The 23,593-nt window shown below is 61.8% G+C and carries 23 protein-coding genes and 1 pseudogene; 14 read left to right on the forward strand and 10 right to left on the reverse strand.

All coding sequences use genetic code 11. The annotated features are described in order from the left end of the window. Window positions 1-37 precede the first annotated feature (37 nt). The 4 genes from BBJ66_RS20090 (at window position 38) to BBJ66_RS20105 (ending at window position 4,311) form a co-directional block, all read left to right on the forward strand. The gene (locus BBJ66_RS20090; protein ID WP_071089185.1) at window positions 38-847 is read left to right on the forward strand and encodes a transketolase; all 810 of its coding nucleotides are present in this window, start codon (window positions 38-40) and stop codon (window positions 845-847) included. Then, window positions 847-1,803, forward strand: coding sequence for a transketolase family protein (locus tag BBJ66_RS20095; RefSeq protein ID WP_071089187.1), 957 nt, complete (start codon window positions 847-849; stop codon window positions 1,801-1,803). Before BBJ66_RS20090 ends, BBJ66_RS20095 begins: the two co-directional genes overlap by 1 nt. A gap of 69 nt (window positions 1,804-1,872) precedes the next feature. After that, complete coding sequence (locus BBJ66_RS20100) at window positions 1,873-3,339, forward strand: FGGY family carbohydrate kinase (RefSeq protein WP_071089189.1); 1,467 nt, start codon at window positions 1,873-1,875, stop codon at window positions 3,337-3,339. A gap of 21 nt (window positions 3,340-3,360) precedes the next feature. Further along, window positions 3,361-4,311 carry a sugar-binding transcriptional regulator gene (locus BBJ66_RS20105; RefSeq protein WP_049731965.1) on the forward strand — a complete coding sequence of 317 codons (951 nt, stop codon included), beginning with the start codon at window positions 3,361-3,363 and terminating at the stop codon, window positions 4,309-4,311. A gap of 111 nt (window positions 4,312-4,422) precedes the next feature. Here BBJ66_RS20105 and BBJ66_RS20110 read toward each other — a convergent pair whose 3' ends face one another. From BBJ66_RS20110 to BBJ66_RS20120, 3 genes are read right to left on the reverse strand one after another with little or no spacing between them, the layout of a single operon-like run. After that, complete coding sequence (locus BBJ66_RS20110) at window positions 4,423-5,175, reverse strand: ABC transporter ATP-binding protein (protein WP_071089191.1); 753 nt, start codon at window positions 5,173-5,175, stop codon at window positions 4,423-4,425. Next, complete coding sequence (locus BBJ66_RS20115; protein WP_071089193.1) at window positions 5,169-6,239, reverse strand: FecCD family ABC transporter permease; 1,071 nt, start codon at window positions 6,237-6,239, stop codon at window positions 5,169-5,171. The genes BBJ66_RS20110 and BBJ66_RS20115 overlap by 7 nt, the downstream gene beginning before the upstream one ends. 6 nt (window positions 6,240-6,245) lie before the next feature. Next, window positions 6,246-7,382, reverse strand: coding sequence for an ABC transporter substrate-binding protein (locus BBJ66_RS20120; protein WP_071089195.1), 1,137 nt, complete (start codon window positions 7,380-7,382; stop codon window positions 6,246-6,248). A gap of 115 nt (window positions 7,383-7,497) precedes the next feature. On the opposite strand from BBJ66_RS20120, the gene BBJ66_RS20125 reads away from it, so the two are divergent. Then, window positions 7,498-8,283, forward strand: a complete 786-nt coding sequence (locus tag BBJ66_RS20125) for a class I SAM-dependent methyltransferase (RefSeq protein ID WP_071089197.1) — start codon at window positions 7,498-7,500, stop codon at window positions 8,281-8,283. Window positions 8,284-8,667: 384 nt separating this feature from the next. Here the strand turns inward: BBJ66_RS20125 and moaA are convergent, their stop codons facing one another. Beyond that, a complete protein-coding gene (moaA, locus tag BBJ66_RS20135; RefSeq protein WP_071089201.1) occupies window positions 8,668-9,714 on the reverse strand; it encodes a GTP 3',8-cyclase MoaA in 1,047 nt (348 codons plus the stop codon). Window positions 9,715-9,850: 136 nt separating this feature from the next. On the opposite strand from moaA, the gene BBJ66_RS20140 reads away from it, so the two are divergent. After that, window positions 9,851-10,225, forward strand: coding sequence for a gamma-butyrobetaine hydroxylase-like domain-containing protein (locus tag BBJ66_RS20140; protein WP_071089636.1), 375 nt, complete (start codon window positions 9,851-9,853; stop codon window positions 10,223-10,225). Between the two features lie 23 nt (window positions 10,226-10,248). Then, window positions 10,249-11,439: a low temperature requirement protein A gene (locus tag BBJ66_RS20145; protein WP_071089203.1), complete on the forward strand. Its 1,191-nt coding sequence runs from the start codon at window positions 10,249-10,251 to the stop codon at window positions 11,437-11,439. 3 nt (window positions 11,440-11,442) lie between these two features. On the opposite strand, the gene BBJ66_RS20150 is transcribed toward BBJ66_RS20145, so the two are convergent. Continuing rightward, on the reverse strand, window positions 11,443-11,910 hold the full coding sequence (locus BBJ66_RS20150) for a MarR family winged helix-turn-helix transcriptional regulator (RefSeq protein WP_071089206.1): 468 nt from the start codon (window positions 11,908-11,910) through the stop codon (window positions 11,443-11,445). Window positions 11,911-11,957: 47 nt separating this feature from the next. Here BBJ66_RS20150 and BBJ66_RS20155 point away from each other — a divergent pair, with 47 nt between their 5' ends. Together BBJ66_RS20155 and BBJ66_RS20160 are read left to right on the forward strand one after the other, a co-directional pair. Further along, window positions 11,958-12,938 (forward strand): alpha/beta hydrolase, encoded by a 981-nt coding sequence (locus BBJ66_RS20155; RefSeq protein WP_071089208.1) that lies wholly within the window; start codon window positions 11,958-11,960, stop codon window positions 12,936-12,938. 36 nt (window positions 12,939-12,974) lie between these two features. Continuing rightward, the gene (locus tag BBJ66_RS20160; RefSeq protein WP_071089210.1) at window positions 12,975-13,586 is read left to right on the forward strand and encodes a pyridoxamine 5'-phosphate oxidase family protein; all 612 of its coding nucleotides are present in this window, start codon (window positions 12,975-12,977) and stop codon (window positions 13,584-13,586) included. 49 nt (window positions 13,587-13,635) lie between these two features. On the opposite strand, the gene BBJ66_RS20165 is transcribed toward BBJ66_RS20160, so the two are convergent. Beyond that, window positions 13,636-14,703, reverse strand: coding sequence for a GGDEF domain-containing protein (locus BBJ66_RS20165; RefSeq protein WP_071089212.1), 1,068 nt, complete (start codon window positions 14,701-14,703; stop codon window positions 13,636-13,638). A gap of 348 nt (window positions 14,704-15,051) precedes the next feature. On the opposite strand from BBJ66_RS20165, the pseudogene BBJ66_RS35655 reads away from it, so the two are divergent. Then, a pseudogene (locus BBJ66_RS35655) lies at window positions 15,052-15,232 on the forward strand (hypothetical protein). Window positions 15,233-15,255: 23 nt separating this feature from the next. Here the strand turns inward: BBJ66_RS35655 and BBJ66_RS20175 are convergent. Next, a complete protein-coding gene (locus tag BBJ66_RS20175; RefSeq protein ID WP_071089214.1) occupies window positions 15,256-16,863 on the reverse strand; it encodes a fumarate hydratase in 1,608 nt (535 codons plus the stop codon). 258 nt (window positions 16,864-17,121) lie between these two features. Between BBJ66_RS20175 and BBJ66_RS20180 the strand changes: the two genes are divergently transcribed. Continuing rightward, entirely contained in the window at window positions 17,122-17,949 is an 828-nt protein-coding gene (locus BBJ66_RS20180; RefSeq protein WP_071089216.1) for a VCBS domain-containing protein, read from the forward strand. A 173-nt stretch (window positions 17,950-18,122) separates the two neighbouring features. Here BBJ66_RS20180 and fumC read toward each other — a convergent pair whose 3' ends face one another. Continuing rightward, window positions 18,123-19,514 carry a class II fumarate hydratase gene (fumC, locus tag BBJ66_RS20185; protein WP_071089218.1) on the reverse strand — a complete coding sequence of 464 codons (1,392 nt, stop codon included), beginning with the start codon at window positions 19,512-19,514 and terminating at the stop codon, window positions 18,123-18,125. Window positions 19,515-19,575: 61 nt separating this feature from the next. Here fumC and BBJ66_RS34610 point away from each other — a divergent pair, with 61 nt between their 5' ends. Together BBJ66_RS34610 and BBJ66_RS20190 are read left to right on the forward strand one after the other, a co-directional pair. Then, window positions 19,576-19,842: a hypothetical protein gene (locus BBJ66_RS34610; RefSeq protein ID WP_128146124.1), complete on the forward strand. Its 267-nt coding sequence runs from the start codon at window positions 19,576-19,578 to the stop codon at window positions 19,840-19,842. A gap of 70 nt (window positions 19,843-19,912) precedes the next feature. Beyond that, window positions 19,913-21,823 (forward strand): L,D-transpeptidase family protein, encoded by a 1,911-nt coding sequence (locus BBJ66_RS20190; RefSeq protein WP_071089220.1) that lies wholly within the window; start codon window positions 19,913-19,915, stop codon window positions 21,821-21,823. Between the two features lie 166 nt (window positions 21,824-21,989). On the opposite strand, the gene BBJ66_RS20195 is transcribed toward BBJ66_RS20190, so the two are convergent. Together BBJ66_RS20195 and BBJ66_RS34770 are read right to left on the reverse strand one after the other, a co-directional pair. Then, complete coding sequence (locus tag BBJ66_RS20195; RefSeq protein WP_049731982.1) at window positions 21,990-22,700, reverse strand: HAD family hydrolase; 711 nt, start codon at window positions 22,698-22,700, stop codon at window positions 21,990-21,992. A gap of 39 nt (window positions 22,701-22,739) precedes the next feature. Beyond that, on the reverse strand, window positions 22,740-22,892 hold the full coding sequence (locus BBJ66_RS34770; protein ID WP_160320266.1) for a hypothetical protein: 153 nt from the start codon (window positions 22,890-22,892) through the stop codon (window positions 22,740-22,742). On the opposite strand from BBJ66_RS34770, the gene rpiA reads away from it, so the two are divergent. Further along, on the forward strand, window positions 22,891-23,589 hold the full coding sequence (gene rpiA, locus BBJ66_RS20200; RefSeq protein WP_049731983.1) for a ribose-5-phosphate isomerase RpiA: 699 nt from the start codon (window positions 22,891-22,893) through the stop codon (window positions 23,587-23,589). The genes BBJ66_RS34770 and rpiA overlap by 2 nt on opposite strands. The last annotated feature ends 4 nt before the right edge of the window (window positions 23,590-23,593 follow it).

Here is a 23,593-nt window from a genome sequence, read left to right on the forward strand (position 1 = left end):
AATATTGGATAGTGAATATTTATGCACGCGAGGAATCATGGATACGACAGAACTTGAGCGCATCGCCCGCGAGATCCGATTGCGCGATCTTCAGGCGGTCTTCGAAGCGGGCGCCGGCCATATTGGCGGGGAGATGTCGGTCATCGACATTTTGACGGCGCTCTATTTTCGTGTGCTGAAGGTCTGGCCGGATCAGCCGAAGCATCCCGACCGCGACAGGTTCGTTCTTTCAAAGGGACATACGGCCTGCGCTCTCTATGTGACCCTCGCAAAACGCGGCTTCATGCCGGAGGAGGAGATTTCCACCTTTTTGCAGCCGCATTCGAGGTTGAACGGGCATCCGAATTGCAACAAGGTTCCCGGCGTCGAAACGAATACCGGGCCGCTCGGCCACGGTCTTCCGGTCGCAGTCGGAATGGCGAAAGCCGCCAAGCTGTCAGGCGCCGGATATCACACCTATGTCGTCACCGGCGACGGTGAGATGCAGGAGGGCTCCAACTGGGAGGCGATCATGGCGGCCGCGCAGTTCAAGCTCGACAATTTAACCTTGGTCATCGACCACAACAGGTTCCAACAGGGGGCGGCGCTGGCGGAAACCAACGATCTCGCTCCGCTTCGGCCGAAGCTCGAGGCCTTCGATTGGGACGTCACCGAGATCAACGGCAACACGATGAGCGAGATCGTTCCGGCGCTCGAACACCGGGGATCGAGACCGCATTGCATCGTTGCCCATACCAACAAGGGCCATGGAATTTCGTTCATGCAGGACCGGGTCGACTGGCACCACAAGGTGCCCAATAAGGAACAATACGAAATCGCATTGGCAGAATTGTCGGAGGCACTCTAATGAACGCGCCAGTAAACCCACCCAAGCTCCACGATTGCCGCGACGCCTTTGCTTCCACGCTCGAGCGGCTGGCAGCTGAAAACGAAACGATCGTTGCCGTCTGCAACGACTCCGTCGGCTCCTCCAAGCTCGGCGGCTTCAAGTCGAAGTTCGGAGAGCGCCTCGTCAACGTCGGCATTGCCGAGCAAAACATGGTCGGCGTTGGAGCGGGCCTTGCCAATGGCGGGCGTCTTCCATACGTGTGCGCCGCTGCCCCGTTTCTCACGGGGCGGTCGCTGGAGCAGATCAAGGCCGATATTTCCTACTCGAATGCCAACGTCAAACTTGTGGGTATTTCTTCCGGAATGGCATATGGCGAGCTCGGCCCGACGCATCACTCGATCGAAGATTTCGCCTGGCTGCGGGTCCTGCCCAATCTTCCGGTCATTGCGCCCTGCGACCGCATCGAAACCGCTGCCGCCGTTGCGTGGGCCGCGACTTACAACGGGCCCTGTTTCCTGCGTCTGTCTCGCGTCGGCGTGCCCGATCTGCTTCCGGAGGGTCATACGTTCGAACTTGGCAAGGCAAATCTGCTTCGCCAGGGTTCCGACGTCACCCTTATCGCCAACGGCACTTTGACCCATCGTATCGTGAAGGCGGCCGAAATCCTCGCAGCCCGCGGCATCGATGCCAGGGTGCTCAACCTCGCAACGGTTCGTCCGATCGACGAGGAAGCCATCATCGCCGCGGCAAGGGAAACCGGAGCGATCGTCACGGCCGAAGAGCATTCTATCTTCGGCGGGCTCGGCTCCGCGGTCGCCGAAGTGGTGGTCGACAATGCTCCGGTGCCGATGAAGCGTCTCGGCGTTCCCGGCGTCTATGCCCCCACAGGTTCGGCAGAATTCCTGCTCGACGAATACGGGATGGCGCCGTCGGCAATCGCCGATGCTGCACAGGCGCTGATCAAGCGCAAGTAACTGGGGATCGCGTGAAGCGGCCGGGGTGCATTTTGCCACTGCGGCCGCCACCTGATCCGGGAGGATGGAATGCGGGCAATTCTGGCAATCGACCAGGGCACGACCAATTCAAAGGCAGTTCTCGTTTCCGAAAAGGGAGAAATCGTCGGCAGAGGTTCGGCTCCTGTCGGCATCTCCTATCCGAAGCCGGGCTGGGTCGAACAAGACCCGCGCCGGCTCTACGCATCGGTCTGCGAAGCGATCGAGGCCTGCCTGAAGGCCAGCCCGGCTGTGGTGATCGAGGCGGTCGCCATTTCCAACCAGCGCGAGTCCGTCACCGCCTGGGACGCCGAAACGGGAGAGCCGCTCGGACCGGTGGTCAGCTGGCAGTGCCGTCGAACGGCGCAGGATTGCGAACGTCTGATTGCCGAAGGCCGCCTTGACCGGGTGCAGGCGCTGACCGGTCTGCCACTGGATCCGATGTTCCCGGGTTCGAAATTCCGATGGCTGCTCGACCGGATTCCTGCCGGGCGGCCGGTGCGGCTGGGAACGATCGACAGTTGGCTCGTCCACTGCCTGACGGGCGGACGCCGGCATGTCTGCGACGCGTCCAATGCCGCCAGGAGCCAGTTGTTCGATCTCCAGGAGCAGAGATGGAGCGAAGAGCTCGGCGCGATCTTCGGTGTCGATATCGCGCTGCTGCCCGAAGTTCTCGACAGTTCCGCCGATTTCGGCAGAACGCAAGGATTGCCGGGAGTGGCGGACGGCACGCCCATCATGGCCGCGATCGGCGACAGCCACGCAGCCCTGTTCGGCCATGGAGCCTTCAAGCCGGGCGACGGCAAGGTGACCTTCGGAACCGGCTCTTCTATCATGACGACGCTGCCGCAATTCATCGCCCCGCGCAACGGCGTCACAACCACCGTCGCATGGCGTATCGGGGGAAAGCCGACTTTCGCGTTCGAAGGCAATATTCTGGTTTGCGCCGCCAGCCTGCCCTGGATGGCGGATATTCTCGGCCTTGCGGATGTGGCGGCCCTTGTCGAACTTGCGGCGAGTGCTGCGCCTGGAGGACCCGGTTTCGTGCCGGCCTTCGTCGGACTGGGGGCGCCTTACTGGCATTCCGACGCCCGCGCCCTGTTCTCCCAGATCAACTTCAACACGACACGGGCGCAAATGGCGCGGTCGGTCACCGACTCCATCGCCTTCCAGGTGCATGACGTGATCGCGGCCATGCGGGCACAGAGCGGCGGCGCGCTTGGGGCGCTCTATGTGGATGGGGGCCCGAGCCAGAACCGCTTCCTGATGCAGTGCGTCGCCGACCTCATCCAACATCCCGTGATCCAATGCGAGGCACCCGAGGCGTCGGCTCTGGGCGCCGCCTATCTGGCGGGGCTGTCCCTCGGCTTGTGGAGCGATCTCCACGTGGTCGCGGATTTGCCGCGAAACACCCAAACCATTGGGCCGCAACCCGTGGATCGCGCAGCACTTCTCCACACTTGGAATGATGCGCTCGCCCGCTCGACGTCCCGCGAAACACAGGCTAAAGGTGAATAAAAATTCACTCTGGGATTAGCGATGACTCGCCTCAACGAACTCCGCCTCATTTCAAGGGTCGCCCAGATGTACCACATCGAGGGGCGGCGGCAGGCGGAGATCGCAGAGCACCTTCGCCTGTCGCAGGCGACGGTGTCGCGCATGCTCAAGCGTGCCGAGGCTGAAGATATCGTGCGAACCAGCGTCATCCCTCCCGTCGGTACCTACAGCGAACTCGAGAGCGCGCTTCGCGAAAAATACGATCTGCCGGAGGCGATCGTCGTCGAGTGCACGGAAGACCGGGACGGCGCCATCATGGCCCGTATCGGCGAGGCGGCGGCGCATCTCCTGGAGGTGACGCTTGCGCCAGGAGAGATCATCGGCGTTTCGAGCTGGAGCCAGACCATTTTCAAGATGGTCGAAAACATTCATCCTTCGAAGAGCGCTCAGGTGAAATACGTCGTCCAGACCCTTGGCGGCATGGGCGATCCTTCGGTGCAGACGCACGCGACGCAGCTGACCACGCGGCTTGCACGGCTGACCGGCGCCGAGCCGAAACTGCTCCCCGTACAGGGCGTGACGACGTCGAGGGAGGCAAAGCTTCTGATGCAGGCCGACCCGTTCGTCCGCGAGACGATGGATCTGTTCGGCAGCATCACGCTGGCGATCGTCGGCATCGGAGCCGTCGAGCCCTCCGAACTTCTCGCCCGCTCCGGCAACATCTTTTCGTCTCGGGAACTCTCCGATCTCGCGGAAGCGGGCGCCGTCGGCGATATCTCGCTGCGCTTCTTCGATAAAAACGGCAAGCCGGTGAAGACGCCCCTGGATGATCGGGTCATAGGGCTTCCGCTCGAGGATCTCGAACGGGTGGACCGGGTCATTGCACTGGCCGGCGGGTCCAAGAAGACCGACGCTATCGCAGGTGCGCTGCGCGTCGGGGTGATCGATATGTTGGTTACGGACAAGTTTACGGCGCAGCGATTGATCGATTGATGCGGGCAGGGTGGAGCGCCCGCCTCGTCCTTCGAGGCTTCGCCCTTTGGGCTACGCGCCTCAGGATGAGGCTCTCTTGAATATTGGCGCGTTAGGAAAGGCTCTCTCGCGTCAATGCGCCGTCCCATCGACGATCACGTGATCGTGGTCCAGCGAGCATTTTTCCACCCGAGCCTCGACCCGGTAGATTTCCCGCAGCATTTCGGCGGTGACGACGTCCCTGGGGGCGCCGCAGGCGCGCATGCGGCCGTTGGCGATGAGGAGGACTTTGTCGGCGAAGCGGAGCGCCTGGTTGAGGTCGTGGATGGCGATCAGGACGATCATGCCTTTGGCGCGGGCCCGGCGGCGCATGAAGTCGAGGACTTCGACCTGGCGGTGGAGGTCGAGCGCGCTTGTGGGTTCGTCCATCAGCATGATTTCGGGTTCGCGGACGAGCGCCTGGGCGATCGAGACGAGCTGGCGCTGGCCGCCGGAAAGGGCGCCGAGATCGCGGAAAGCCAACGCTGCGATATCGAGCGCCGCCATGATCTCGTCGATGAAGCGCAGGTCATTGTCGCCGACGGCCCAGGACTGGCCCTGCTTGCGGGCGAGCAGGATGGATTCGTAGACGGTCAGCACCGCATTGGCGGAGGTATCCTGCGGCATGTAGCTGATGGCGTTCTTCGCCTTCGAGCCTTCGACGACGACATCGCCTGGACCCTTGAGCAGGCCGGTGATGCGCTTGAAGAGGGTCGACTTGCCGGCTGCGTTGGGGCCGATGACCGCGACGATCTCACCCGATTTCATCACCGGCGTGGTCACATCTTCGACGAAGAGCTTGCGGCCGTGATAGGCGCCGACTGACTGTAACTGAAGCGCTACCATGACCGGCTCCTGTTCGAGAGGATGAGCGAGAAGAAGAAGGGCACGCCAACCAGCGCGGTGATGATGCCGATCGGGAAGACGACGCCGGGGATGATCGACTTCGAGACGATCGAGGTCAGCGACAGCAGCAGCGCGCCCGAAAGGATAGAGCCCGGCAGGAAGAAGCGCTGATCCTCGCCGAGGATCATGCGGGCGATGTGCGGCCCGACGAGGCCGACGAAACCGATCGTGCCGACGAAGCTCACGGGGACTGCGGCCAGCAGCGAGACGACGAGCATGGTTTCCAGGCGGATGCGGCGGACATTGACGCCGAAGCTCGCGGCCTTGTCTTCGCCGAGGCGAATTGCGGTCAGCGCCCAGGCGTTGCGGGCAAAGAGCGGCAGGGCAAGCAGCAGAATGGCAAGCGTCACCCAGATCTTCGGCCAGGTGGCTTTTGTGAGACTGCCCATCGTCCAGAAGACGACGGCCGATAGCGCCTGCTCGGAGGCGAGATATTGCAGGAAGGCGAGGGCCGCGTTGAAGGTGAAGACCAGAGCGATGCCGAGCAGCACCACCGTCTGCACCGAGACGCCGCGGGCCTGCGAGACGAAATGGATGAAGAGGGTGGCGATCAGCGCCATGATGAAGGCATTGACCGGCACCAGCAGGCCGGCGGCCACCGGCAGAAGCGGAACGCTGGTGACGATCGCCAGAGCCGCGCCAAAGCTTGCGGCCGCCGAGATGCCGAGCGTGAAGGGGCTGGCGAGCGGATTGGCGAGGATCGTCTGCATCTGCGCGCCGGCGACGGAGAGTGAGGCGCCGACGACGATCGCCATGACGGCGACCGGCATGCGGATATCCCAGACGACGGCCCGCACCTGATCGGAAACCGAAGACGGGTCGAGGAGGGCGGAGACGACCTCACCGAGGCTGTAGCGGGCCGGTCCCCAGGCGAGATCGACGGCGAAGGACAGACATAGTGCTGCCGTCATGGCGAAAAGGATCAGCAGCTTGCGCCGGGCGAGGGCGCGGTAGCGCTCCCTCCCGGCTTCCACGTCTATCGAATGTGCGGCGATCTCGGCCATTGCGATTTACTGGCCGGCCTTGGCGTCGACCCAGTAACCCGGCTGATAGGCGACCGGCAGGAATTTTTCGTGGAATTCCTTGAAGGTGGCATCCGGGTCGAGATCGGCGAAGAGGTTCGGATGGAACCACTTTGCCAGCTGCTGGACAGCGACGAACTGATAGGGGCTGGTATAGAACTGGTGCCAGATCGCATGGACATTGCCGCCGGCCACCGCCTTGGAGCCGGTGAAGGCGGGGTTTTCCATCAGCGTGATCAATGCCTTGCGGCTGTCGCCGAGGGTGGCAGCGGCGTTCGGGCCGACATTGACGAAATCCTTGGCATCCTTGGTCTGGCTCCAGTTGGAGCCGGTGACGACGATGACCTCCGGATTGGAGGCGACGACCTGTTCGGCATTGATGGAGCCGGTATAACCGGGCAGGAAATCGGAGCCGAGATTGTGGCCGCCGGCCAGATCGACCATCAGACCGAAATTATCCGGGCCGAACGTGCCGCAGCATTCCACCAGGCCGGCGGCGCGGTACATGAAGACATTCGGCTTCGGCGGATTGGCGGCCTTCAGCCTGTCGGTCACCCGCGCCATCTGCTCTTTCCAGTAGGCGGCGACGGCTTCGGCGCGGTCCTCATGGCCGAAGAGCTGGCCGAGGATCTTCAGGCTCGGTTCGGTGTTGGCGAGGATGTGCTCGCGGAAATCGATATAGACGATCTTCACGCCGATGCCGGCGAGCATGTCTTCGAGTTTCACCTCGTCGGCGGCCGTCTTGTTGCCGATCGGCAGCAGCAGCACATCCGGATGCAGCTTGACGACCGTCTCGGTCTGCAGTGTGCCGTCGGTCAAGTTGCCGAGGAAGGGCAGGTCCTTGCCCTTCGGAAACTTCTCGACATAGGCGTTGAAGCCGTCCTTGTCGGTGGTCCAGAGGTCGTTGCGCCAGCCGACGATCTTGGCGAAGGGATCTTCCTTCTCGATCGGCGCGACGGCGTAGAGCATGCGGCCTTCCCCAAGGATCACACGCTCGACCGGCTTGTCGAAGGCCACTTCGCGGCCCGCGACATCCTTGATGGTGAAGGATTGCGCCCAAGCCGAAAGCGGCATCAAGCCGGCAATCGCAGCTGCGGAGACTGCGAACATTTTTGCGAAATTCATCTGGAAATTCCCCTGACGTCTGAATAATGTCCGCAGGCATAAGAAATATGACTTTGTGAATCAAGTTATATGTTTTAGAGCATTTCCAAACTGATGTTATGCCGGGTCCCTCAAGATGAATTCCATGAATACAAACTACTCCATCCGCGACGAAATCCGCGATTTCTGGTCGGAACGGGCAGCAACCTTCGACCAGAGCGTCGGCCATGAAATCTTTTCGGAAGAAGAGCGAAAGGGCTGGCAGCGGCTGATCCGGAAGCATCTCGGCGAAGGCCAGGGGCGCCCGCTGCTCGATCTTGCCTGCGGTACGGCCGTCATCTCGCATCTGATGCATGATGTCGGTTTCAAGGTGACCGGCCTCGATTGGTCGGATGCAATGCTGGCGCAGGCGCGCGCCAAGGCGAAGAAACGCGGCACCGATATCCGCTTCATCTCCGGCGACGCCGAAAACACCATGGAGCCGAAGGACAGCTACGACGCCATCACCAACCGGCATCTCGTCTGGACGCTGGTAGACCCGGCTTCGGCCTTCAAGGAATGGTTTTCGGTGCTGAAGCCGGGCGGCAAGGTGCTGATCGTCGACGGCAATATGGGCCGGGAAACCTGGGTGAAGAGCCTGCAGAAGTTTTGGACAAAGGTGACGGGCAAGCCGGCGGCAAGCCATATCTCACCGGAGATGATGGCGCGGCACCAAAGCATCCGCTCCCGCGTGCATTTCTCCCGCGAGATGCCGGCCGAAGCGATCGTCGATCTTCTCCGTCAGGCCGGCTTCGTGGACATTGTGGTCGACCGCAAGCTTGGCGATATTCATTGGGCGCAGGCGCGCAAGATGCCGTTCCTGCGGGGGCTGGAGCGGATGGTGCAGGAGCGGTTTGCGATTTGTGCGCGTAAGCCGGGGTGATGGGGATGGCGTTGCGGCAAATTCGCTCTCTCCAGCGGAAAGATGCCCGGCAGAGCAAGGGAGCGAGTGCGCTGAGCGTTAGCGAAGGCAATAGAGGGCGTGCCGTGTGGCCCCCTCATCTGCCTGCCGGCATCTTCTCCCCGCTGGGGAGAAGCGGAATCGCCGCAGCGCCTCGCGTCCTCGAGAACTTAGTTGTGGGAATGGCGGTCGTGCGGCCTGATCCCTTCTCCCCTCGGGGAGAAGATGCCGGCAGGCAGATGAGGGGGCTGCACGGCATGCCCTCTCATCCTTCATTCCTGTGACAGGCACAGGAATGAAGGACGACGTAGGCGTTCTCGCCAACTTGACGCCAGCATTCGCTCTCTAGAAAATCTAGCGCAAACATCACCCACCCGTAACACTCATATGCCGGGCCACGGCCGGCCGGTTATGCGTGCGGTCGATGATGAAGTCGTGGCCCTTCGGTTTGCGGGTGATGGCCTCGTCGATGGTGGTGCGGAGGAGGGCGTCGTCTTCGCTGGCGCGCAGTGCGGCGCGCAGATCGGCGGCGTCGTTCTGGCCGAGGCACATATAGAGCGTGCCGGTGCAGGTGAGGCGCACACGGTTGCAGCTTTCGCAGAAATTATGGGTCATCGGTGTGATGAAGCCGAGGCGGCCGCCGGTCTCGGTAACCCTGACGTAACGGGCCGGGCCGCCGGTCTGGTAGTCGATATCGGTGAGCGTGAACTGCCTCTCCAGATCGGCGCGGAGCTCGGAGAGCGGCAGGTACTGGTCGGTGCGGTCCTCGTCGATCTCGCCCATCGGCATGGTTTCGATGACGGTGAGGTCCATGCCGCGGCCATGGGCGAAGCGCAGGAGATCGGGCATCTCCGCATCGTTGAAATCCTTCAGCGCCACGGCGTTGAGCTTGATCCTGATGCCGGCTTTCTGAGCGGCGTCGATGCCTTCCATCACCTTGGCGAAATCGCCCCAGCGGGTGATCTTGCGGAATTTGTCGGGGTCGAGCGTATCGAGCGAGACATTGATGCGGCGCACGCCGCAATCATAGAGTTCCTCGGCATGGCGGGCGAGCTGCGAGCCGTTGGTGGTCAGCGTCAGCTCGTCGAGGCCGGAACCGATCTTTTCGCCGAGCCGGCGGACCAGATACATGATGTTTTTGCGCACCAGCGGTTCGCCGCCGGTCAGCCTGATCTTCCTCACGCCCTTGGCGACGAAGGCGGAACAGAGCCGGTCGAGTTCCTCAAGCGTCAACAGGTCCTTCTTCGGCAGGAAGGTCATGTTCTCGGCCATGCAATAGGTGCAGCGGAAATCGCAGCGGTCGGTGACGGAGACGCGCAGATAGGTGACCGCCCGGCCGAAAGGGTCGATCATCGGATGTGCATCCGCCGTGAGCGGCGATGCGTTGCCTATCGTTCCTACCCTGGTATTCACCTGTATCTCCGTAGTCTCTTCAATGTGGGCATATGCTATTGTCGCGTCAAGGGAAACAGCCGGTGTGCATATGCCAATTTCAGCTTGCGCTGAAAAACATCAGCGCCTACTCCTCGCAGGAGAAGAGGACAAGATGATGAGCGATATCTGGCCGAGCGAACTTCGCGTTTCGAAAGACCGGCAGCGGCTGGCGATAACCTTCGACGACGGCCAGAGCTTCGACCTATCGGCCGAGCTTTTGCGCGTGCTGTCGCCGTCGGCCGAGGTGCAGGGCCACGGGCCGGGGCAGCGGGTGACGGTGCCCGGCAAGCGCAACGTCGCAATCATCTCGATGACGCCGACCGGCAATTATGCCGTCAGGATCGGTTTCGACGACATGCACGATACCGGCATCTACACCTGGACCTATCTGCGCGAACTCGGCGAACGGGGCGAAGAGCTGTTTTCGGCCTATGAGGACGAGCTCAGGGAAAAAGGCATGAACCGCGATACGGCGGAAAAGCCGCGCTGAAATCAACGGGTATCGGGGGATACATGACAAAAGCGAACGGAAAGAACTGGCTGCGCTCCAAGGGCAGTGCCAGCGGCAGCAAGGTGACCTTCCTCGAGCTATTCTTCGACCTGGTCTTCGTCTTTTCGATCTCGCAGCTTTCGCATGCGCTTGCCGCTCATTATACGCCGCTCGGTGCGGCCGAAGCGGCGCTGATGACCTTTGCCGTCTGGTGGGTGTGGATCTTCACCGCCTGGGTGACCAACTGGCTCGATCCCGACAAGATGCCGGTGCGCGGCATGCTGGTGGCGCTGATGATGCTCGGCCTGCTGCTGTCGGCCTCCATCCCCGAAGCCTTCGGCGACAAGGGGCTGCTCTTTGCCGGCGCTTATGTGGCGATGCAGGTCGGGCGTTCGCTGTTTACGACCTATGCGATGACGCGCGTCGACCGCGCCAATACGCTGAATTTCGTTCGCATCACCACCTGGCTCGTGGTGGCTGCGGTCTTCTGGATCGCCGGCGGGCTGCTCGAGCATGAGGCCCGGCTGATCGCCTGGGTGATCGCGCTGGCGATCGAATATATCGGGCCGGCCGCGGGTTTTGCCGTGCCGGGGCTCGGCCGCTCGACGCCGAGTGACTGGGATGTTTCCGGCGCGCATATGGCCGAGCGCTGCGCGCTCTTCGTCATCATCTGCCTCGGCGAAGCGATCCTGGTTTCCGGCCGCACCTTTTCGGAGCTGCCGGTTACGGGATTGACCGGCATCGTCTTCATCACCGGCTTCGTTGGCACGGTCGCCATGTGGTGGCTTTATTTCCGCTTCGGCCACGGGCGCGCCGCCCACCGCATCGAGCATGAGGCGACGCCAGGCGCCTTGGCGCGGCAGGCCTTCACCTACGGGCATATCCCGATCCTTGCCGGCATCATCGTGCATGCGGTCGCCGTCGAGTTCATGTTCTCGCATCCGCACGAGACGGGCGATTTCGGCATCGCCGCCGCGGTGCTCGGCGGCTCCGGCCTGTTCCTGATCGGCAATCTCTGGTTCAAGGGCGCGACCAGCGGGCAGCTGCCGCTGTCGCATCTTGCCGGCCTCGTGTTGCTGATCCTGCTTGCCTTCGCAGCACCCTTCATCGAGATCTATCTGCTGGGCATTCTGGCGACGCTGGTGCTGATCATCGTCGCGGCCTGGGAATACCGCTCGCTGAGCGGTGCATCGCCGACGCCGACGCTGCATTGATCATCAGTCGTCGTCGCTGAGATCCTTGAGCAGCGTGACGATGATGCGCTCCATTGAGGTGGCGGTCGCCATGCATTGCTCGATCGGCTCGTCGGAGAGGGTGCGTTCGATGAGGTCGGTCTGGATCGCCATCGCCGCCTCGGTCAGCCGGCGGCCTTCCGCAGTGAGGTAGAGGCGCAGCACGCGCTTGTCGCGCGCGTCGCCGCGCCGCTCGATCAGATCCCGTTTTTCCATCTGCGGTAAGAGCATGCTCATATTGGAGCGGCCGACGAGCAGCTTGCGGGCCAGCTCCTGCTGCGAGATGCCCTCGAAACGGTATAGATTGACCAGAATGTCGAGGTGCGGCGGCTTGATATCGAGATCGGCAAGCGAGCGCGTCAGCGACTGCTGCATCAGCTGGCAGGCGCGCGCCACCGCGATCCAGCTGCGAAAACGCGGATGATCCCAGGGAAGGGATTGATTTTTGTTCATCGTTGTACTTTATTGTTCAGTGTTGAACAGTCTTTTGGATTCTCACTATGGCAAATTTTGCGCTTGAGGTCACCCGCTTCGGATTTTCGGCTCTGCAGGCGATTTCGCCTGATCTGGCCGGCAGGATGGCGTTCCAGCTGTTCTGCCGCACACCATCGCCGCGGCCGAAGGGAACCAGGGCGAAAGCGGCGCATGCCGCGGGTGCGGCCCGGCTTGCCGGCGCCGAGCGCTTCACGCTCAGGCTTGCCGGCGGCGCGAAAGCGCATGCCTATCGGCTGAACGGCGGGGCGCGGGGCAAACGCCAGCGCTTCCTGGTGACGCATGGCTGGGGCTCGAGCGGCGAATATATGGCCGAGCTCGTCTCGATGCTTGCGGCGACGGGCGCGGAGGTGGTGGCGCTCGATTTTCCCGGCCACGGGCACGCCGGCGGGCGCTTCCTGCATATGGGGCTTGCGGTCGGAGCGATCGCCGCGGCCGAGCAGCGGTTCGGCGCATTCGATGCGGTCATCGGCCATTCCTTCGGCGGTGCGGCGCTGATGGTCTCGGCGGCGGGCCTGCTGCCTGAGGTGGCGCCTCTCGCCTGTGAGCGGCTGGTGCTGATCGGCGCGCCCAGCGAGATGCGCTGGCTGTTTGTCGATTTCGGCCGGATGATCGGCCTTCGTCCCGCCGCGCAGGCCGCGCTGGAGGATGAAGTTCAGCGTGTCACGGCACGAAGACTTGAGGATTTCGATGCCGGCGAAGCGGCGAGTGCGATCGGCCGGCCCGTGCTCGTCATTCACGCCGAGGACGACAAGGAGGTGCCGCCAAACCATGCCAGGCACTATCAGGCGGCCGGGAAGGACGTCAGGCTGTTCTGGGCGAACGGCTTTGGGCACCGGCGCATCCTCGCCGCGCCTCCTGTGCTTGGTGCGATCGTGGCATTTCTCCAAGGTGATCGGAGTGACGAGGGCCTGGCGGATCAAAGCATCAAAAAAGATGCGGAGATCATTCCGTTTTTTGAGCTTCCGGCGCGGCGCGCGGCATTGTAGCGTCCGTCCCGACATCAAGCCGCGGCGGGACGCCCCATGAAAATCATCAGCAGCATCGAAGAACTCAACACGATCTACGGCGCCGGCCTGTCGCAGGCGTCGGTGGACAAGGTGACGAAGCGATTGACGCCTCTCTATCGGGAGATGATCGAGATCTCGCCGTTTGCCGCGCTTGCGACCGTCGGGCCGGAAGGGCTCGACTGTTCGCCGCGCGGCGATCTCGGCGGCGTGGTGCGCGTCGTCGACGACGGGACGCTGCATCTGCCGGACTGGCGCGGTAACAACCGCGTCGATTCACTCTCCAATATCGTGCGCGATCCCCGGCTGGCGCTGATGTTTCTGATCCCCGGCTCGAATACGACGATGCGCATCAACGGCCGCGGCGTCGTCTCCAACGACGAGGCGCTGCTTGCAAGTTTCGAAATGGATGGCAAACATCCCCGCACCGTCGTGGTGATTTCGATCGACGAGGTCTATTTCCAATGCGCCCGCGCCGTGATGCGGGCGGAACTCTGGAATGCCGAGCACTTCGCCGATCCCGCCGGTCTGCCGACACCCGGCCACATGTTGAAGGCCGCCGTCGGCGATTTCGACCAGGAAACCTATGACCGGGAATGGCCGGGACGCGCGGCAAAGACGATGTGGTAAAGCCGCTGTCACCCCTGGGTGACAGGGCACCTGCAGCGCAGAATTGCCGTCAGCTCTTATAGATCAGCCAGCTTTTGGTGAAATCCTTCTGCATGCCGTCCTGATAGAGGATGGTGCAGTTGCGGCCGGCATTCTTGGCGCCGTAAAGGGCGATGTCGGTCTTGCTGTAGAGTTCGCCGGCGTCCTCGGCGCTGGAGGCCATGCAGATGCCGATCGAGACGGTGATCGGGCCGTAGTTGACCCGCGTGCGGGAATTTTTGAACGGGGTCGTTTCCAGCGTGCGACGGATGCGCTCGGCGATCGCGGTGATTTCCTCGGGCGTATTGCCGTCGATAATCAGCGCGAATTCCTCGCCGCCGGCGCGGGCGACGAAGACATCGCGGCGGACATTGCTGCGGATGACGGAGGCGACGGTGGCGAGGATCTTGTCGCCGACGGGATGGCCGTAGGTGTCGTTGATCTTCTTGAAGTTGTCGATATCGGCAAGCAGCAGGGCCGTCACCGGCCGCATGCCGGGATTGTTGAAGACGGCGGCGAGGCGCTCGTCGAAGGCGCGGCGGTTGGAAAGGCGCGTCAGCGAATCGGTGTTGGCAATACGCTTGTATTCGTCGAGTTCCTTGCGGACCTGGTCCATCTCCTGCGAGCGCTGAACGACATCCTCGACGGTGCGTTCACCGTGCGCCATGGTGTCGCCGGTCGCCTGGCTGAGGAGCTCGATGGCGTTTTCGATCAGCTCGACGCTGGCATTGCTCTTGGAGGTGATGCGCTTATGGGTTTCGCCAAGCAACCTGGTATAGCTTTCCAGCGAACTCTGCTCCTGCCTCAGAATCCTGAGCAAGCCGTCGAGCTCGCCTGATATGCGGGTATGGGCGTCGTCGACGACGCGGGCCGGGCTGCTGGTGAAATATTGCGCGCCGAGTGCATCGAGTTCGGCCTGCGTCGCCTGGCTGCCAAGCGCTGAAAGCTCCCGTGTCAGCGCCGGATTGGAGCCGATATAGGCCTCGTAGAAGAGTTCGTAATTGCGCGGTATCGGCGCAACGCCCATCGAGCGCATGGCATAGGTGATCTGGCCCGCGACATCGGGAACCTGCACCTTGGGCGCGACAGCCGTATTCATCCGGCGAACTCCTCATATATTCGAAGGCAATAATCTATTTGCTAGCTTAAATTTCTTGGGAAAAGATTAAAGCGATATATACCAAAGATTACATACGACAAGTTTCCGAGGTCGCAATACTTCCGGCAGGCCTATGATTTTCCATCGAAAAACGTATTTTTGGCGGGACAATGCATACCCGCTGCGCGAGAATGGCGTTTGAAAAACTTACAGTTATTCTTTGTGCTCGGGGTCGTATTCATCTTGTCGACAGTTGGTTTTGGCCGCCGGCTATTTCATACCGAGTATTTTGCAGTGATACTTCCTGGGGCGAACCCGGTCGCAGCCCGCAAATTCAGGCGTAAGATCATGAAAAGGTCTCGTCACGCCTCCTTCGCCATCATCACCGTCGCCGTTATCGCCGCGGGCGCCTTGCTACTGGAGTATACCGGTCTGCTCGGCCGGTGCTTTCCGCACGGAAATCCTGGCGAGGGTGGATGATGGCGACGTGGTGAGTGCTGTGGATATTGCGGGCGGAACAATGCGGTAGAAGATCCGCCCGCGGCCAGACATTCAACCGAGGTTTAATTCCTGGAAGAAATCATTGCCCTTGTCGTCGATGACGATGAAGGCGGGGAAGTCTTCGACCTCGATCTTCCAGACCGCTTCCATGCCGAGTTCGGGATATTCGAAGACTTCGACCTTGCGGATGCAGTCCTGGGCGAGGCGGGCGGCGGGGCCACCGATCGAGCCGAGGTAGAAGCCGCCGTGTTTCTTGCAGGCCTCGCGCACGGCGCGCGAACGGTTGCCCTTGGCAAGCATCACCATCGAGCCGCCGAAGGACTGGAACTGGTCGACGTAGCTGTCCATGCGGCCGGCCGTCGTCGGGCCGAAGGAGCCGGAGGCGTAACCGGCCGGCGTCTTGGCCGGGCCGGCATAGTAGACCGGGTGGTTTTTCAGGTAATCGGGCATGCCTTCGCCCTTTTCCAGCCGCTCGCGGATCTTGGCGTGCGCCAGGTCGCGGGCGACGATGATGGTGCCGGTGAGCGACAGGCGCGTCTTGACCGGATGCCTGGACAGTTCGGCCAGCACTTCTGCCATCGGCCGGTTGAGGTCGATATGGACGGTCGATTCCGACAGTTTCGCCTCGTCGATCTCGGGCATGTATTTCGACGGATCGGTTTCGAGCTGCTCGATGAAGATGCCGTCGCGGGTGATCTTGCCCTTGGCCTGACGGTCGGCGGAACAGGAGACGCCGAGGCCGATCGGCAGCGAGGCGCCGTGGCGGGGCAGGCGGATGACGCGCACATCATGACAGAAATACTTGCCGCCGAACTGGGCGCCGACGCCCATCTGCTGCGTCAGCTTATGGATTTCCTTTTCCATCTCGATGTCGCGGAAGGCGTGGCCGCTCTCGGAACCTTCGGTCGGCAGCTCGTCGAGATAGCGGGTCGAGGCAAGCTTGACGGTTTTCAGGTTCATCTCGGCCGAGGTGCCGCCAATGACGATCGCCAGATGGTAGGGGGGACAGGCTGCCGTCCCTAACGTCAGGATCTTCTCCTTGAGGAAGTCGATCATCCGGTCGTGCGTCAGCAGCGAGGGTGTGCCTTGGTAGAGGAAGGTCTTGTTGGCCGAGCCGCCGCCCTTGGCGACGAAGAGGAACTCGTAGGCGTCGGTGCCTTCCTCGTAGATGTCGATCTGGGCCGGCAGGTTGTTCCTGGTATTCTTCTCCTCGAACATCTTCACCGGCGCGAGCTGCGAATAACGCAGGTTCTTCTTTTCATAGGCATCCATGACGCCGCGGGCGAGGGCTGAAGTATCGCCGCCTTCGGTCCAGACCCGGCGGCCCTTCTTGCCCATGATGATCGCCGTGCCGGTATCCTGGCACATCGGCAGCACGCCGCCGGCGGCGATATTGGCATTCTTCAACAGGTCGTAAGCGACGAAGCGGTCGTTGTCCGTTGCCTCGGGGTCGTCGAGGATCGAGGCGAGCTGCTTCAGATGGCCGGGGCGCAGCAGGTGGTTGATGTCGGCAAAGGCGGTTTCGGCAAGCAGGCGGATGCCTTCCGGCTCGACGGTCAGGATCTCCTGGCCCTTGAAGCTGTCGACCGAGACATGGTCGCTGCTGATCTTGCGGTAGGGGGTGGCATCGTTGCCGAGCGGGAAGAGATCGTCAGCCATCGAAGTGACCTTTCTGGTGGGCGTCTGTCGCGAAATTGGAACCGGTCTAAATCCGCCGCGGAGCAAAAGCAATCTGGATGCGGCCGGACTCTGGAATGGAGCCAGGTCGTGCCGCGTTTTGCAGTCTGCACTGCTACACGCTATGGGCGAGTGAGACAGAGGTGAAATCGACATTTGTCGCGAAGTTGACGACTTCAGGTTGCCTTCCGTTCGAGGCCAGTTCATATTCCCGCCAGCGTTAACCTGCCGGGGCTTCCCATGACGAATGCAAAGCCAACTGCTGTCGACGACCTTCTCGTTTTTTTCGAACATGACTGGATCAGGGGCGATCTGCTGCGCCTCGCCAGCGATCCCGAGGGAGCGCAGATGTATGCCCGCTTCGTCAATGGCGTGCGTATCGACGCCAAACATGGGCCTGACCATGAAACGATCATTGAAGGCAGGTACGGAACCTTCAAGGTGAAACCTGACGGTCACTTCACATATGAGCTGGACTACACGCTCGACGTGGTGAAGAATTTAGGGAAATACGATCAGCTCATCGAGACGTTGAGCTACAAGATGTCCGATGGCTCAGGGGGCACGGACCTCGGCGTGCTGACGCTGGCGATCGACGGCGTCAACGAAGGCGAAAAATACCACGAGGTCCTGGATTTCGACGACATGGGCGTCACGTCGAGGGCGGATAATTTCTTCCTTCCCGACTATCGGGGCTTTGCGCTCTCCGTGGACGGCAGTCAGGAGCTGACGCTTCTGAACGGTATCGTCTACGATACCATCCCTGGCGTCGACGCCATCACCGAGGACGGCTTCAGCGATACCGTCCTATCGCCGGGTTCGGCGCCCGTGACGTTGAAAATGGTCGATGGCGGGGAGTTCACCTTTCAGGGCGTCTCGATCGCCGAATTGTCGGCATCGCCGTTTCACCTGACGCTCACTGCCTTGAACGACGGCCAGATCGTCTATCAGCAGGAGCTTGAGGTTACCGGTCCCAATCTTATGGTCGAGATCGAAGACATCGATGAAATCAGCTTCGATTTCATGGGGAATTCGGTGGTGATGGATAATTTTTCGCTGTTGGTGTGAACTGGCTCGGGTGCGCGGTTTGCCCCTCACCCTAACCCTCTCCCCGTAAAAACGGGGCGAGGGGACGTGCCCCGCGAGGCGCTGGTGAGGGACGGAGAGCTTGCGGCATATCCCCTTCGCCCCGTTTACGGGGAGAAGGTGGCGGCAGCCGGATGAGGGGCAGCCCTCGTTTTCTATTTCGGCCCGATCATCGTCTCCGGACGCACGATCGCGTCATACTCTTCCGACGTCACCAGGCCACTCGCAAGCGCTTCTTCCTTCAGCGTCGTGCCGTTCTTGTGGGCGGTCTTGGCGATCTTGGCGGCGGCGTCGTAGCCGATCTTCGGGGCGAGCGCGGTCACCAGCATCAGCGAGCGTTCCAGGCCGGCCTTGATATTGTCTTCGCGTGCCTCGATGCCGACGACGCAGTTGTCGGTGAAGGAGACGGCGGCGTCGGCGAGCAGCTGCACCGACTGCAGGAAATTATAGGCCATCATCGGATTGTAGACGTTGAGCTCGAAATGGCCCTGGCTGTCGGCGAAAGTCAGGGCGGCATGATTGCCGAAGATGTGGATGCAGACCTGCGTCAGCGCCTCGCACTGGGTCGGGTTGACCTTGCCGGGCATGATCGACGAGCCGGGCTCGTTTTCCGGCAGCGCCAGTTCGCCCAGACCGGCGCGCGGACCGGAGCCGAGGAGACGAATGTCGTTGGCGATCTTGAAGAGGGCGGCGGCGGCCGCATTGATGGCGCCATGGGAAAAGACCATGCTGTCATGCGAGGCGAGCGCCTCGAACTTGTTCGGCGCGGTGACGAAGGGCATGGCCGTTATGGCGGCGATCTCTTCGGCGACCTTTTCGGCAAAGCCCACCGGTGCATTGAGACCGGTGCCGACGGCGGTGCCGCCCTGGGCGAGTTCGCAAAGGCCGGGCAGGGTCATTTCGATGCGCCTGATGGCGGAGCCGACCTGGGCGGCATAACCGGAAAATTCCTGGCCGAGCGTCAGCGGCGTCGCGTCCTGGGTGTGGGTGCGGCCGATCTTGATGATGTGGCTGAATTCGGTGACCTTCATGTCGAGGGCGGCATGCAGGTGCTTCAGGGACGGCAGCAGGTGATGGGCGATCCGTTCGGCGCAGGCGATGTGCATCGCCGTCGGGTAGGTGTCGTTCGACGACTGGCTCATATTGACGTGATCGTTGGGATGCACCGGCTTTTTGGAACCCATGACGCCGCCAAGCATTTCTATAGCGCGATTGGAGATCACCTCATTGGCATTCATGTTGGACTGCGTGCCCGAACCGGTCTGCCAGACGACAAGCGGAAAATGCTCGTCGAGCTTGCCGTCGATCACTTCCTGGGCGGCATCGACGATTGCCTTGCCAAGCGCGGGGTCGAGCTGGCCGAGCGACATGTTGGCGCGGGCGGCCGCCTGCTTGACGATGCCGAGCGCACGCACGATCGACAGCGGCTGCTTTTCCCAGCCGATCTTGAAATTGCCGAGCGAACGTTCGGCCTGGGCGCCCCAATATCGGTCGGCGGCGACGTCGATGGGACCAAAAGTGTCGGTTTCTGTGCGGGTTGCGGTCATCGGCCTTGCCTTCCCTTTACATGCTGTTTTCGGTCATCTGAGAAAGATGAGATCTTATAGGTTGGAACGTCCGACAAGAAAACCGGACGCCATAGGAAATATTGAAATTGGAACTCATGTTTTCGTGGGTTGTGCGGCGTGCTTTTTAGGCCACTTTGAAAATTTTATGCGCGCGGCCGTTTTCGCCCCACTGGCCCGGATGCGAAAATTCGGTAAAAAATTAACTAATAATTTCATAATTTTGTGTGAACTTCTGCATGGCGCCATGCAGGATCTCTGTCACACAGAATTGAGTCCGCCGGCGCTGGCGGCGCAGGCCGGTTTCTGATCAATGGGCCGGACGCTGAGTTTCGCGGGATTTGAGCTGAGAACAGCATGACACCGGGACTGGAAGATATATGACGTTCGTTTTGAAAAGCGCGGCATCCGCATTGGCAATTTCCTGCGGCGTGGCAGTTATGAGTGCCGCACCCGCGCATGCTTATACTTTGATGGACATGCTGCGCGGCGACAGGCAGCGGACCCAAAGCACCATCTTCATGGATCAGGCGCCCGGCCGTCCAGTGCCGCGCGGCGCCGACGGCGGTTCGCTCGGCGGGCTCGATCCGGAAGCGCCGCTGCCGAAGGTTAGCGGCCCGCGTTATTACACCTACAAGACTGAGACGCTGCAGTTCGTCGACACCAGCAAGTTTGCCGATCCCGTCGTCACCGGCGCGGTCGCCGATGTTTCGGCGAGCGGCGATGCCGGCGCCGAACCCGCCGTGCAGCGCCGTTTCCTGGCGCAGGCCAAGGTGCGCGCCAATGCTGATGTCGCAAAGGCGCTCGAAGCCTATTACGGCGACAGCCGAAATCCGCTCGTCTGGGTCGAGGGCAACCAGGTGAACGACCGCGCCAAGTCGGCGATGGCGGCACTTGCCGATGTGGCTTCCGTCGGTCTCGACCCGGCCGATTACGCTGTCCAGACGCCTGATATCGATCCTGCCAATCCCGATCCCGCCGCCCGCGACCGGGCGCTGACGCAGTTCGAGCTCGAACTCTCGGCCAAGGTGCTGGCCTTCGTGCAGGATACGGTGCGCGGCCGTATCGATCCGAACAAGATTTCCGGCTATCACGACTTCCAGCGCAAGGCGGTCAATCTGACGCCGGTGCTGAAGCTTGCCCGCATGAGCCCCGATGCCGGCGCCTATATCGCCAGCCGCTCGCCCGATGGTCCGCAGTTCGAGGCGCTGAAAGCGGAGCTTGCCAAGCTTCGCGCCGCTGATGGCGGCAATGAGGAGCAGATCGTCATTTCGCTCAGCGGGTTGCTGAAGCCCGGCGACAGCTCCCCGGAGATTGCCAACATCGTCAAGGCGATCGGCAAGCACGGTTCCGAAACGCTGAAGACCGATCACGCGGCAACACTTGCCGCTTATGCCGGCGGCATCGATTATTCGCCCGATATCGTCTCGCTGGTCGAGGCCTTCCAGAAGGAGCGTGGACTGAAGGCCGATGGCGTCATCGGCCAGGCGACGGTGCGCGCCATGACAGGCGGCGATACCAATGCCTCGAAGATCGAAAAGCTCGATGTCGCCATGGAGCAGGCGCGCTGGCTGCCGGAAGATCTGGGTTCACGCTACGTGATGATCAACCAGCCGGCCTTCATGGCCTACTACCACAATGACGGCAAGGAACAGCTGTCGATGCGCGTCGTTGTCGGCGGCAAGAATAACCAGACCTACTTCTTCGACGACGAGATCGAGACGGTGGAGTTCAACCCGTTCTGGGGCGTGCCGCAGTCGATCATCATCAACGAGATGCTGCCGAAGCTGCGCTCGGACCCGAACTATCTCGACCAGCTCGGCTATGAAGTCGAAGTGAACGGCCATGCCGTCGCCTCGTCGAGTGTCGACTGGTACGGCTCGACCAATAATGTTTCGGTGCGCCAGCCGCCGAGCAGCGACAATGCGCTCGGTGAACTGAAGATCCTGTTCCCGAACAGCCACGCGATCTACATGCACGACACGCCGTCGAAGAGCTTCTTTAAGCGCGACATGCGGGCTCTGAGTCATGGCTGCGTGCGCTTGTCCAATCCGCGCGCAATGGCCGCCGCCGTGCTCGGCACGTCGGTCGACGATGTCGCCAAGCAGATCGCCAGCGGGCAGAACCATGCGGTGAAGGTGCCGCAGAAGATCCCGGTCTACGTCTCCTACTTCACCGCCTGGCCAAACAAGGACGGCGTGGTAGAGTATTTCGACGACGTCTATGGCCGCGACGCCTATGTCGACAAGGCTTTCGACGCGACGACGAAGGCGCGTGGCGCGCAGATTTGACGTAAGGTTTAGTGGGTAATTGAATGGGCGGTCTTCGGGCCGCCCGTTTTGTTTTTAGCCGACTGCCGACGTCGTCGTTCTGGGCTTAAGTCCAAAGTAGGAATGACGAAGGAGAGGGGCCGGCACGGCACGCCGGCAAAGGAAGGACCAGGGCTGGGTGACAGCCTCAGACTGCGACCTTCACCGCATATTCCCGCAACAGCCTCTCCACCAGATCCGGCGTCAGCTCGTCGTAATGTGTGATGACCATATCCGGATCGAGGTTGGAGACCGGCACGTCGGAATAACCAAAGGGCACAGCGATCGACGGTACGCCGGCGTTCCTGGCGACGGCGATGTCGTTGATGCTGTCGCCGATCATCACGGTGCGGGCGATGTCGCCGCCGGCGCGGTCGATGGTGCCGGTGAGGTGGCGGGCGTCGGGCTTGCGCACGGGGAAGCTGTCGCCGCCGGTGATGGCGTCGAAATAGCTGGCGAGGTCGAGTTTTTCGATGAGCCCGAGCGCCAGGCTTTCCATCTTGTTGGTGCAGACGGCGAGGCGGTAACCGGCGGATTTAAGCCGGTCCATCGCCGCGACGAGGCCGGGATAGGGCTCGGTGCGGCCGGGCATGTTGCCGGCATAATGGATGACGAAGCGCTCGACCAGCGGCGGCAGGGCGTTGCTTTCGAGCGGATGGCCGCGCAGCCGGCAGGCGCGCTCGATCATCACGCGCGCGCCATGGCCGACGAGATGGGTGAGGTCGTCATAGCTGACCGGCTCGAGGCCAAGGGCTGCGATCGTATGGTTCAAGCTCTCGACAAGATCCGTATGGGTGTCGAGAAGGGTGCCGTCGAGATCGAAGACGATCAGTGCCGGGCGGATAGGGGAAGGGGTCAAGGGTTTTCCTCTTTGCGCAATCGTTCCTGAGGTAGGCGATCATGCGGCGGAAAGCAACGTTAGGATGCTGGCCGGGAAGGCCGCAGGCATTTGTTTCGGCTTTTCATTTTCCGTGATGATTTTGACTTTCGTTTGCCAGGCGAGCCGTGTAAACAGCACATCCAACGCAATAATTCGGAGTTGGCGGCGCATGGATGCCCGCGAAATGAAGATCAAGGCCGCCGCGGCCGCACTCGCCCATGTCGAAGACGGAATGCGCCTTGGCATCGGCACGGGCAGCACGGCAGAAGAATTCGTTCGTCTGCTGGCGGAGAAGGTCGCGGGCGGCTTCAGGGTCGAAGGCGTTCCGACGTCTGAAAGAACGGCGCGGCTTTGCGTCGAACTCGGCGTGCCGCTGAAGTCGCTCGATGAACTGCCGGCACTCGACCTGACGATCGACGGCGCCGACGAGGTCGATCCGGCGCTCAGATTGATCAAGGGCGGCGGCGGCGCGCTGCTGCGCGAAAAGATCGTCGCGGCCGCTTCCGAGCGGATGATCGTCATTGCCGACGAGAGCAAGCTTGTGGAAACGCTCGGCGCCTACGCGCTGCCGATCGAGGTCAATCCGTTCGGGCTCGTCTCGACACGGATCGCGATCGACAAGGTCGCGGCCCGGCTCGGCCTTTCCGGCGAACTCAGCCTGCGCCAATCCGGTGACGGAGAGTTTACCACGGATGGCGGCCATCACATCATCGATGCATCTTTTGGCCGCATTCCTGATGCAGAGGCGCTTTCGAGCGAGCTGAATTCCATACCCGGCGTCGTCGAACACGGGCTCTTTATCAATATGGCGGCACTTGCGATCATTGCCGGTCCTGCGGGTGCGCGCACGCTGCAGGCAAACAGATAACAGG

Source organism: Rhizobium sp. RSm-3 (genome assembly GCF_001854685.1).
GTDB lineage: Bacteria > Pseudomonadota > Alphaproteobacteria > Rhizobiales > Rhizobiaceae > Rhizobium > Rhizobium ecuadorense.